Here is a 10,056-nt window from a genome sequence, read left to right as displayed (position 1 = left end):
ATGAACAACCTCGCGAACCGGCTGGGAAGCCTCGGCCGCCGCGGGGAGGCCCTGACCGCTATCGAGGAAGCCGTTGGGATTCGGCGGATGCTGGCCGAGCAGCGTCCGGACGCCTTCCTGCCTGATCTCGCTGCGAGCCTGAACAACCTCGCGATCCAACTGGGGGATCTCGGCCGCCGCGGGGAGGCCCTGACCGCTATCGAGGAAGCCGTTGGGATTCGGCGGATGCTGGCCGAGCAGCGTCCGGACGCCTTCCTGTCTGATCTCGCTGCGAGCCTGAACAACCTCGCGAACCGGCTGGGAAGCCTCGGCCGCCGCGGGGAGGCCCTGACCGCTATCGAGGAAGCCGTTGGGATTCGGCGGATGCTGGCCGCGCAGCGTCCGGACGCCTTCCTGCCTGATCTCGCTGCGAGCCTGAACAACCTCGCGATCCAACTGGGGGATCTCAGCCGCCACGAGTACGCCCTGATCACCATCGAGGAAGCCGTTGGGATTCGGCGGATGCTGGCCGCGCAGCGTCCGGACGCCTTCCTGCCTGATCTCGCTGCGAGCCTGAACACCCTCGCGATCCAACTGGGGGATCTCAGCCGCCACGAGGACGCCCTGACCGCCGCCGAGGAAGCCGTCCAGCTCTACCGGGTGCTGGCCGAGCAGCGCGCCGACGCCTACCAACCCGACCTTGCTGCGAGCCTGAACAACCTCGCGAACCGGCTGGGAAGCCTCGGCCGCCATTGGGAAGCCGTGATTGCCATCGAGGAAGCCGTTGGGATTCGGCGGATGCTGGCCGAGCAGCGTCCGGACGCCTTCCTGTCTGATCTCGCTGCGAGCCTGAACAACCTCGCGATCCAACTGGGGGATCTCGGCCGCCGCGAAGACGGGCTCGCCGCCGCTGAGGAGGCCGTCGGGATCTACCGGACGCTGGCCGACCAACATCCCGACGCCTACCAACCCAACCTCGCAAGGAGCCTGAACACCCTCGCGAACCGGCTGGGGGAGTTGGGGCGCCGCGAAGACGGGCTCGCCGCCGCTGAGGAGGCCGTCGGGATCTACCGGACGCTGGCCGCGCAGCGACCAGGGATGTATCAGTCCACTCTTGATCGAGCTCAGCGAGTAGCTGGCCTGCTTTCCGGGGACGGGACGGGGGAATCGGCGTGATCGCTTCGTACACCGGAGTCGACTCGTCGAGGCGATCCCGCTCATCAAGCGGGTCCTGGGCAGCAATCACCCCACTACCCCGCGATCCGCGCCAATCCTGCGGCGCGGAAGCGGCAGGCTCCTAGATGAATCGGGTCCGATGCTCCGCACTCTCGATGCGTCAGGTTCGGGTACACGCTTCTTGGACAACGCGATGCGCCGGAATTCCGCGCCTGTGACTCGCAGCGATGAGTGGCGGCGATTTCGCGCCGTCGGGCGTGTTCATGGTCGCTGCGGCACTCGTCGGGTTCTCTGCGCCGGCGTCTGCCAAGAGCGGCGACTGGGGACATACTCCTGGCACAGACCTCTACTCCTGCACCAATCCCTCGGTGTGCTGGCGGGGTGCCCGCACCGTGGGCGAAGGTTGGGTGCAGGTCTGGTGCTGGACCGATTCGTGGTTCCAGAGGTGGTTCAAGGTCCGGGCCTGGACCGGCAACCAGTGGGAGAAGGGGTGGGTTCCAACGGCGCGGGTAGATCAGCAGCCGTCTGTACCTGGTTGTTGATCGGTCTGCTGGTTCATCGAACTCATGGGCGGTGTCGTAGCGAACTTCTTGGGCGATGCGGGTCCGTGGTTACTCGGCGAGCGCACCGATCTCCACGGCCATCACCTGTCTAGGAACGACGACCGCACCGGGCACGGGGATGCCGGAATTCATCGGTTCTTCGGCCGCCTTTCTATGTGATGTAAATCACACATGACGCCGACCTGGACCCTTCGGAGATCTACGCTTTCTCGCTGCAGATAGGCCCGCTGTCGCGCCAATCAGCTCCCCTGCAGGTTTTTCCCACCGCAGGGCGAGTACGTGAAACCCCGGGCGTTCTGGGGGGCATTATGGGTACGATCAACCATCGAGCAGGGTTGGCTGGAGCGTTGACGAGATAGACCTCGAAACCTACATTGGTCGTCATAGCTCCCCACCGTCCTCCGGGACTGGTGGGGTTTTTTTATTCCCAAGGAGCATCGATGCAGCGCGCTGCGATCGTGATCGACTACCAGAACATGCACCTCACCGCGCGCGGCAAGTTCACTCCAGAGGGAACCCCCACCCACGAATCTTTACTGCACCCACTACGGCTTGCCGAACAGATTTTGCTCGCACGTGCGAACGCGAAAGGTGAAGGGGCGCTGCCAGCCCGGGTAGAGAAGGTCCATGCCTTCCGTGGCCTGCCGTCCAATAGGTACGACTCCACCGGGTATCGGCGATCACTGGCGCAACGTGCCGAGTGGACCCGCGACCACCGTGTGGATGTAACGTATCGTCCCCTCCGCTACCAGGATGTTCACGGAGTCCGGACTCCGCAGGAAAAGGGGGTCGATGTCCTCGTGGCATTGACTTTCGTGGAACTCGTTGCGACGGCACAGTACGACCTTGTAATCATGGCAGCTCACGACACTGACCAAGAGCCAGCATTGGAGATGGCGTTGAAGACCGACGCCGCCAAAGCCGGAAAGGTCACCGTTGAGACGGCGGGCTGGTGGCAGTGCAAGCGTATCCAGCCAAGCGGCGTCCCCCGCCCGTGGCATACCTTTCTCGCAGTCAATCACTTCCGAGCCGCACGCGATCTGAAGGACTACACCTAGCACCGGACTTTAGCAATATCCAGGTGGGGTGGCACGGCTGGCTGGTCATGCCATCCCAGGAACATAAGGTTCCCGGGCATGGCAAGGTACGTTCGCGTCAGGGACGTCGTGTAGGACAACTGGTTGGCTGTGTCACCGGAATCGGTCGCGCTGGCGCCCGGGGCCGGACTCCCACAACCTTCTGATCCGTAGTCAGCACGTGCCCGCCATTCCGGAGATCGCCCTCGCGAGGTCTCGGGCTCACGGGAGCAGTCGAAACACCATCTGCTGGTGTGCCGGTCAGGAGACGGGCTTCCACACGCCGATGCCGCGGCTGGTGAACTGGCCGTCGCTGGCAGCGATGTTGACCGTGACCTGCTGGGCGGAGGTGACAAAATTGTTGTCGATGATCGTGCCGTCGTGGGCGGCGCGTTCCCAGTATCCGTTCTCGATGAGTTTGCCGACGGGCGCACTGACTCGGTAGGTGCCCGGCCGGATGTTGTTGGGGCCGGTGCCGACGATCATCGTGCCAGACCCGTACCAGTATTCGATGTCCCCGGCAGCGACGCGACGCGCGGTTTCCTTGACCGTGTCGTCCCCGAGCATCTCAAGTCCGGCAGCGAGCATGCTGCGGTTCCATTGTGGTGCCCAGGTGGCGTATATCTCGGTCGGCGAATCCGGTGAGTCGGTCGAGGTTTCCCTACTGTTTGACCTGCTCAATGAAGCTCATGATCGCTGCGGCCGGCCGCCGCAGCGGATCGCGCTGATAGCCAGCCATTCCGGACACCGCGACGAAGGATTCTGGTGGAGTCCAGCCCTTGTCACGGGCGAGCTTGTTGAACTGATCGGCCGGGGTGTTGGCGAAGGTAGGCGTCGCGGAGGTGACAGTGACCTTCGGGGTGTAGTTTGCAGAGCGGACCTCGATGTTGGTGAGGATGGCAATCGTTGGGGGAGCGTGGAAATGGATCATCGATGACGGTCCCGCACGCCTCGCCGCGGGGTTCGGCGCGGTGTTCTACAAGGACCCCACCCGGCGCCGGGATGCGCGGCTGGTGCTGGAGGCCACCAAGCACCAGCGCGGTCCGGAGCCAGGAGTGGAAGGGGCATCGCGGCTGCAGCTGCTCATGCCCCGCGTGTCGAAGCGAACTCGGCGCGCGCGTCCGGAGCCGGTGGACAGCGCCGCGGCCGCCGCGTGATACGCAAGAAGACCACCGCGACTCGGGTCCCTTGTTGAGTAGTGACCGGCGGATAGCGCGGACAAACCGTCGGTCAGGCTCTTCCTCTCTGTCGCCGCGCGGCGCGGATCTCGTCGTCGGCGACCTTGTCGGCCAACAGCGCATACACCTGCGTCGTCTCGGTGGAGGCGTGCCCGAGGCGTTCCGCACGACTTCATGGAGACGCCGGCGTTGATCAGCTCGGTCGCGTGCGAGTGCCGCAGCTGGTGGATGTCGATGTCCACTCCGGCCGCCGCGCAGTACCGGCTCCACCGGTGGTGCGCCGCCGAGTAGGACAGCGGGCCGCCGCGGCCGTTGATGGCCGCGCGGAACATCGGCCCGGCGGTGTAGCCGCTGCGGGCGAGGTAGAGCCGGCCGGACCAGGGCGACGTAGCCGCGGTCGTCCAGCAGCACGGTACGCACCGAGCCGCCCTTGCCGTGGATGCGGACGTGCTCGTCGTCGAGGGCGAAGTCGAAGTCCTCGACGTACAGCCCGCACACCTCGCTGGCGCGGGCGCCGCAGACGTAGGCGGTCTCGAACAGTACCCGATCCCGCAGCACATCCAGCGGCACGTCCTTGCGCGGGCGCCGCACGCAGATCCCGTCGAGTACCCGGCGCACGTCGGCGGCCGGGGCCGGGCGCGGTAGCCGCTTGGGCACGGTGATGGTGTCGACGCGGTCCATCGGGTTCGCCGCCAGCCGGTCGTGCCGCACCGCCCACCGGCAGAACGCCGCGACCGCGGCTCGTTTGCGCTTGCGGGTGGCCGGGGCCTGGTCGGCGATCTCGGACAGAAACGCCCGCACCGGCTCCACCCCCATCACCGTCAGGTCGCCGTCGTAATGCTGCGCGAACGCGGTCAGGTCGCCGCGGTAGGCCCGCAGCGTGTTCGCCGGCTTGTTGGCGTTGGCCAGGTCGGTGAGGAAATCCTCGATGTGCACCGACAGCGGCGGGTAGGCGTCCAGGTCGTCGGCACCGCCGGACTCGTCGAACTCCTGGGGCATCACGCGGCCTCCGCCAGCAGGGCGCGCAGCCGTGCGCCGGTGAGACTCCGCTGGGCGCATAGGACTTCGGCGATCGCGGTGATGACGTCCCATTCCGTGGCGAGCTGCTGCTCGCACCGCGCCAGGCCCGGTGTCGGGGTGCAGGCCGAATCGTCGTGCGCAGTCGCGAATCAGGGTCAGGTCGTGGGTGGATCCGGCGTTGGCGTCGGTGCGGTTGGCCGGACTGTCCAGCCCGGCCGCGATCAGCCGGTGGTGGCTGGCGCGCTGCGCGGACGAGACGTTCGCGCAGCTCGACCTCCCCGATCCTACCGAACATTGCCCGATAACCGTAGTTATCAGGCGACAAAACCTCTCAAGAACCCGTAGCCCCACCCAACGGCTCTGAAGGTCATAAAACGGCGCTGACCAGGACAAATGTCTGTGCTGCAATGGCTTTCGATCGAATCGAACGAAAGGGAGCACAAGGAATGTGGCGCGAGATCGGGAAGACGGTTCGCAAGGCGATCGAGGACGGGGACATGACCGTGCGGTTCCTGCTGTGCGTCGTAGTGCTCACCGCTGCGGCGGTTGTGCTGCTGCTGGTCGGTGCCGCGGCTGTGTAGCCCCGGCGCCTTCGGGTGCACGGTCGGGCAAGATGTTGTCGATGAACGAGGACGCCAAGGCCGAGATCGCAAGGTTCGCCCGTGAACTCGGCCTTCTTCGTGAGGCTGTCGGTGCCCCCAGCTTCAAGCGCATGTACGAGGCGCTGCCGAAGATCGGGCGTGCGCCGGCCAGTGAGGGAACGCTGCGCAATGCCGAAAAAAGTGGCGCCTTCCCGAAATTGGCGACCGTGGTGCAGTTCGTCGAGTCCTGTCGGCTGATAGCGCGAGCCGATCGTCTCGACGTCGATCAGTCAAGATTCCGCACCCAAACATGGCAGGACAGCTGGTACACGGTCAACGCCGTGGTCAACGGTGCACACAAGGCAGAAGCCGCACTCAGCATCACGTTCGAGCCAACCGCGACCGCCGAGGTGGGACGAGCCGGTGTCGACCGGATCCTAGCGCCCGGCCAGACAAGTCAGTCGTTCGATCCGGACGCGCCGAACTGGTTGTGGGTGCCGAAGACGACGAACTCCTCCTACCTCCTGATCGGCTCCGGCCCGCCTGCGGAGTGGCAGTTGTCCGATCCCGGCATTCATGAATTCGCCGCCATGCAGAGCCAACTTGCTGCTGCCGCGCCCGGCTTGAAGGTGACCTCGCTGTACAACCCAGAGCGTTCGGCGTTCACCACCGCAGTGACGGCGGCCGCGCGGGAAGATGTCGACCTGCTGATCGTGCACCTGCTCGTCTACGGCTACCTTGGCCCGGACCTTCGTCTCTACAGTCCTTGCGCCGATTCGGCCATCGACGACCTATTGGGGTCATACGCGCCGGTGACGTCGATGATCGACGAACTGCTCGGCACGGCAGTAGCGAAGGCGCTAGTGCTGATCATCGACACCAGCCTGGCCGCGTACGCCCTGAACCGCGCACGCGCCGCCACGCTGTCGAAACCGTGTGCGGTCGTGACGGCCAGCGGCGAGAACCAAGCCCTCTCTGGCTGGCACGGACTGACCAGCGCCCTCACGGAAGCCCTGAGGTCCGGTGCAGGCAATAGTGCCTTCCCAGTACTTCCTATGTACGAGCTGACGATGGCCGCCAGAGAGGTGCTCGTCACCCGGCGCCGCACGATGCTCAACGGAGAACCACGCCAGCATTCGATGCTGCCTCCGTTGGACATCACCATCACGACCAACCACGGCGGCGACCGGATCGCCTGGGCGCAGAACCACGCTTTCCGAGCACGCGGCAGCGAGTAGATGTCCGGCATCGTCGCCTAACCCAGGACCACTCGGTCAGGTACCCTGCGCGACCCGTTTTCCGGCCATGCCGAGATTTTCATGCTCTGCAAATTCAGTCGAGACCCGCGATGTGCGAGAACCGCACGATTCTCGACACCTCTGGTGGATGGCTACGATTCTGCCGCCGGAGCTCCTCCCGGACATCGCACCGATTCTGCTCGACGCCGCGGGCCAGCCCTGCGGCAACACGTCGAACGGGTTTCTACACGTCATTGACTTTGTGCCGATCTCGCCGGGGTTTCCGAAACCGCCGGCGGCGCTACAGCGACCTCGTCGCGACGGGGCGGGACTTGGTGGGTGCCGCTGGGCTGCGGGAAGACGGTGAAGTCCTCCGGCGGGTTGGTGGTCAGGGTGATCAGCGCGATCAGCAGCATCAACCGGCGAAACCGGTCCGGGCTGCCGAAAATCCGGTCGAGAAATCCCCAGCACGACAGCGGCGATGGTGCGGTATGCGGGTTCTTTCGGGGTCGGCGGTAATGGTTCATGCTCGACATGCGGTTCTCCTGGTGAGGACCCGAGCGAGGCTGTGGCGGTTCGGATCGGAGGTCTTGGCCGCCGCGGTCTCGCGTGCTTGGGGTGAGGCTGCTGTCACCGGGGTGGCGACAGTGTTCACGGTGGGCCGCACAGGATCGGTCCGGAAACCGGCGGAGCGGACTGCGAGGACGAGATGGGTGAGGCACCGAGCCCGAAGAAGCTGGAGCAAGTCCGGTCCAAGGGCTACCCGACTCCGCTGCGGGAGTTGCTGATCCGTCTGCTCGAGCTGTCGGCCGAGGCGGACTTCCTGCATCGCGAGGCCGCGGCTCTGGTTGAGCCCGGCCGGGTCCCCAAACTGCACGTCCAGACCGGTGAGGGCGAGTGGGTGGTGAGTTCACGGCTGGTCTCGGCACAGCTCAATCCCCGCCGCGACAGCCCGCGACCGCCGAGTCCGGAGCTGGTCGAGGCGTTTCTACTTCTCTACGAGCAGCGCGGCGGCCCGGACCCGAAAGCGGTCCGCAAGCAAATCAACACCCTCTACGCCGCCGCTGACCACGCCTGCCGCGAGCACAAACGCCTGGCAGCGCCGCCGGCGCCGAGCCGGGCGGATCTGGCAGCACTCGAGCAGACGATCGCCTCGCTGCGTGAGGAGATCACCGCCCGTACCGCGGAGCTGACCCAACTCCGATCGGAGTCCGAGCGGACTCACCGCGCCGACCACGACCGGGTCGCGGCACTGGATGCCGAACTCACCCAGCTGCGCGCACATCTCGAGGAAGTCAGCGCCGAACGCGACGAACTGCGCACACGCCAGCACAAGCTCTCGGCGGAGGTGGAGCGTGCGCGTGACCAGCTGATCCGCGCCACCGCCGAATCCGATCAGCAGCAGGCCCGCATCACCGAACTCGAAACCACCGGCCCCGCACCGCAGTCCGGAGTCCGGCAAGACCCCCCGCCGGACTCCGCCGGACAGAAACAGGTGGGTCAGGTACTGGCTGGGATCGAAGCGCTGAGCCGGATCAGGCGAGAGCCCGCGGCGTTGCTGATCGTCTGGATGCTGCTGGCCACCGGACCGGTGATCGCACAGCCCTTGCGCGCCGACCACGCCCCCCCGATGAGCTGGGCGTGGGTCGTGATCGCGGTCTTGGTCTACTGGTTGCCGCTGGGTTATGTCGTGTCCCGCCAGTACTTTCCGGATCCGGGCCTGAGGTTCGTGCGCACCAGGCTGTTGTTGGGGCCCAGCGCGACCGCGCTTGTCGTGGCGACCGGTTTCGGCGCCCTCGTCGGGATATCGCACCCGCTCGCGGCGTCGGCCTACGCCGGCGTGCTCATCGTGCCGATCTTCTGGCTGCTGTTCGTCGGTGCCGGCGGGCGGCCGGAACTGCTGGGCAACCCCCTGGTGGTGCGCGCGTGTGCGGTCGTGGCGGTGGTCACGGCGCTAGTCACGATGCTGGGCACCGACAACTTCAGCGTCGACCTCATCGTGGCGGCGATCGCAACCAACCTGGCCCTGATGACTCTGCTCGCCCGGATCCTCGAACCGGACCCTGTCGAGATCCCGATCGATAAGAACACCTACCTCGACGAGTACGAGTACCTCGACGGCGTGAGTGATCGTCTCCATGACTTGGCGCACCGAAGGCTGAGCGAGAAACGCGCTTTCACAGCGATCACCCTGTTCGAGAAGATCGCCACCGGTACCGAACGCGCGAGAGGACGCCACGACCACAGCACTCGGTCTGCCTACAGCAGCCTGGCCTTCGCCTACGAAATGATCGGCCGCCACCGCGCCGCCATCAAGCTGTACAAGCAGATCCTCGCCAGCCATGAACGGGTGAACGGCACCGAACACTCCGACGCCGTGTTCGCCCGGACCAGCCTCGCTTACGCCTATGAGAGTGCGAACCGTAAGAGGAGCGCGGTGAAGCTATTCGAGCGGGCGCTGCGCGACAACGAGCGCACGCGAGATCCCGGGGATCCCTCGACCCTGGCTTCGCGCAACAGCCTGGCCGGCTTCTATAACCGTGTCGGTCGAACAGACGAAGCCCGCGCCTTGCTCGAGAAGAACCTCGCCGACTGCCAACAGTTCGTCGGCGCGGACGCCTCACTCACCAAATCCACAACGTCCATGCTGAGATCCTTGCGCGATCGTACTGAGCATCGGACACCTGCGAAAAAGCCCCCACGTCGTTCAGCTGCGAAAAAGCCCGCCCGGCGCCCACGCTGACAGAGCAGGATGTAGAAAAAGGATCGTTCGTGAGACAAAGCTGTGAGTGACGCAAAGCTGGCTTGCAGCAAGCTCGCGGTTGCTCTTGGTCGATGGGGCGGTATCGGACTGCTGTCCGGTGGCGCTCAGTTCGATGCCGACCGGGTCGGGTCGGTGTCTGCGGTGTTTGTCTCCAGCACGCGATCGAGTAGATGGTCGATGAGTTCGAGCGCGGATTGTGGGGTGGTGAAGTTCTGGAGCATGGCCTGGGCCAGTCCGCCGGTCGTCATGGTGATGAGTTCGGCGTCGCGTTCGGGGACGTTCGTGCCCGACCGGCCGGAGTTCCGGGTACGCCGGAGTTGGTCGGTGACGATCGAGACGAGGGCTTGTGGCGCGGCGAAGGTTTCTTCGGCGGTGATGCCTCGGCCGGCGATCGCCGCGGTCGCGAACACGTTGAGCACGATGACTTCTTCCCGGCGCTGCTCGTCCAAGGGCAGCAGTTCGGTCAGGACCGCGTGAATCG

General features: G+C 65.6%; 9 protein-coding genes and 3 pseudogenes. 6 read left to right on the top strand and 6 right to left on the bottom strand.

All coding sequences use genetic code 11. The features are described 5' to 3' along the window. On the top strand, positions 1–1,155 hold a 1,155-nt coding region (locus ACWDMM_RS33435; protein WP_449941502.1), incomplete at its 5' end, for a tetratricopeptide repeat protein. Between the two features lie 1,003 nt (positions 1,156–2,158). Then, the gene (locus ACWDMM_RS33430) at positions 2,159–2,776 is read left to right on the top strand and encodes a hypothetical protein (RefSeq protein ID WP_449941499.1); all 618 of its coding nucleotides are present in this window, start codon (positions 2,159–2,161) and stop codon (positions 2,774–2,776) included. Between the two features lie 279 nt (positions 2,777–3,055). Here the strand turns inward: ACWDMM_RS33430 and ACWDMM_RS33425 are convergent, their stop codons facing one another. Next, entirely contained in the window at positions 3,056–3,382 is a 327-nt protein-coding gene (locus ACWDMM_RS33425) for a hypothetical protein (protein ID WP_449941498.1), read from the bottom strand. Positions 3,383–3,455: 73 nt separating this feature from the next. Further along, the gene (locus tag ACWDMM_RS33420) at positions 3,456–3,725 is read right to left on the bottom strand and encodes a hypothetical protein (RefSeq protein WP_449941521.1); all 270 of its coding nucleotides are present in this window, start codon (positions 3,723–3,725) and stop codon (positions 3,456–3,458) included. Between ACWDMM_RS33420 and ACWDMM_RS33415 the strand changes: the two genes are divergently transcribed. Then, positions 3,691–3,951: a hypothetical protein gene (locus ACWDMM_RS33415; RefSeq protein WP_449941519.1), complete on the top strand. Its 261-nt coding sequence runs from the start codon at positions 3,691–3,693 to the stop codon at positions 3,949–3,951. The genes ACWDMM_RS33420 and ACWDMM_RS33415 overlap by 35 nt on opposite strands. A gap of 251 nt (positions 3,952–4,202) precedes the next feature. On the opposite strand, the pseudogene ACWDMM_RS33410 reads toward ACWDMM_RS33415, so the two are convergent. Together ACWDMM_RS33410 and ACWDMM_RS33405 are read right to left on the bottom strand one after the other, a co-directional pair. Next, positions 4,203–4,304: pseudogene (locus ACWDMM_RS33410) on the bottom strand (tyrosine-type recombinase/integrase); the annotation flags it as partial. Between the two features lie 433 nt (positions 4,305–4,737). Continuing rightward, positions 4,738–4,971 (bottom strand): annotated as a pseudogene (locus ACWDMM_RS33405) (hypothetical protein); the annotation flags it as partial. Between the two features lie 467 nt (positions 4,972–5,438). Here ACWDMM_RS33405 and ACWDMM_RS33400 point away from each other — a divergent pair. Together ACWDMM_RS33400 and ACWDMM_RS33395 are read left to right on the top strand one after the other, a co-directional pair. Next, positions 5,439–5,573, top strand: coding sequence for a hypothetical protein (locus ACWDMM_RS33400; protein ID WP_449941497.1), 135 nt, complete (start codon positions 5,439–5,441; stop codon positions 5,571–5,573). Between the two features lie 41 nt (positions 5,574–5,614). Next, positions 5,615–6,811, top strand: coding sequence for a hypothetical protein (locus ACWDMM_RS33395; protein ID WP_449941494.1), 1,197 nt, complete (start codon positions 5,615–5,617; stop codon positions 6,809–6,811). A gap of 251 nt (positions 6,812–7,062) precedes the next feature. Here ACWDMM_RS33395 and ACWDMM_RS33390 read toward each other — a convergent pair whose 3' ends face one another. Continuing rightward, on the bottom strand, positions 7,063–7,347 hold the full coding sequence (locus tag ACWDMM_RS33390; RefSeq protein WP_449941492.1) for a hypothetical protein: 285 nt from the start codon (positions 7,345–7,347) through the stop codon (positions 7,063–7,065). A gap of 173 nt (positions 7,348–7,520) precedes the next feature. On the opposite strand from ACWDMM_RS33390, the gene ACWDMM_RS33385 reads away from it, so the two are divergent. Then, on the top strand, positions 7,521–9,554 hold the full coding sequence (locus ACWDMM_RS33385; protein ID WP_449941491.1) for a tetratricopeptide repeat protein: 2,034 nt from the start codon (positions 7,521–7,523) through the stop codon (positions 9,552–9,554). A gap of 125 nt (positions 9,555–9,679) precedes the next feature. Here ACWDMM_RS33385 and ACWDMM_RS33380 read toward each other — a convergent pair. Further along, positions 9,680–10,056 (bottom strand): annotated as a pseudogene (locus tag ACWDMM_RS33380) (hypothetical protein); the annotation flags it as partial.

This window comes from Nocardia sp. NPDC003726 (assembly GCF_053586955.1).
The sequence above is the reverse complement of the archived record's forward strand: the minus strand, read 5'-3'. Positions and strand labels throughout refer to the sequence as shown.

Excerpts from the sequence above, each read along its gene's own strand:
- ACWDMM_RS33430 (WP_449941499.1), top strand. The coding sequence starts at position 2,159 with ATGCAGCGCGCTGCGATCGTGATCGACTACCAGAACATGCACCTCACC.
- ACWDMM_RS33425 (WP_449941498.1), bottom strand. The coding sequence starts at position 3,382 with ATGCTCGCTGCCGGACTTGAGATGCTCGGGGACGACACGGTCAAGGAA.
- ACWDMM_RS33415 (WP_449941519.1), top strand. The coding sequence starts at position 3,691 with ATGGCAATCGTTGGGGGAGCGTGGAAATGGATCATCGATGACGGTCCC.
- ACWDMM_RS33420 (WP_449941521.1), bottom strand. The coding sequence starts at position 3,725 with ATGATCCATTTCCACGCTCCCCCAACGATTGCCATCCTCACCAACATC.
- ACWDMM_RS33400 (WP_449941497.1), top strand. The coding sequence starts at position 5,439 with ATGTGGCGCGAGATCGGGAAGACGGTTCGCAAGGCGATCGAGGACGGG.
- ACWDMM_RS33395 (WP_449941494.1), top strand. The coding sequence starts at position 5,615 with ATGAACGAGGACGCCAAGGCCGAGATCGCAAGGTTCGCCCGTGAACTC.
- ACWDMM_RS33390 (WP_449941492.1), bottom strand. The coding sequence starts at position 7,347 with ATGTCGAGCATGAACCATTACCGCCGACCCCGAAAGAACCCGCATACC.
- ACWDMM_RS33385 (WP_449941491.1), top strand. The coding sequence starts at position 7,521 with ATGGGTGAGGCACCGAGCCCGAAGAAGCTGGAGCAAGTCCGGTCCAAG.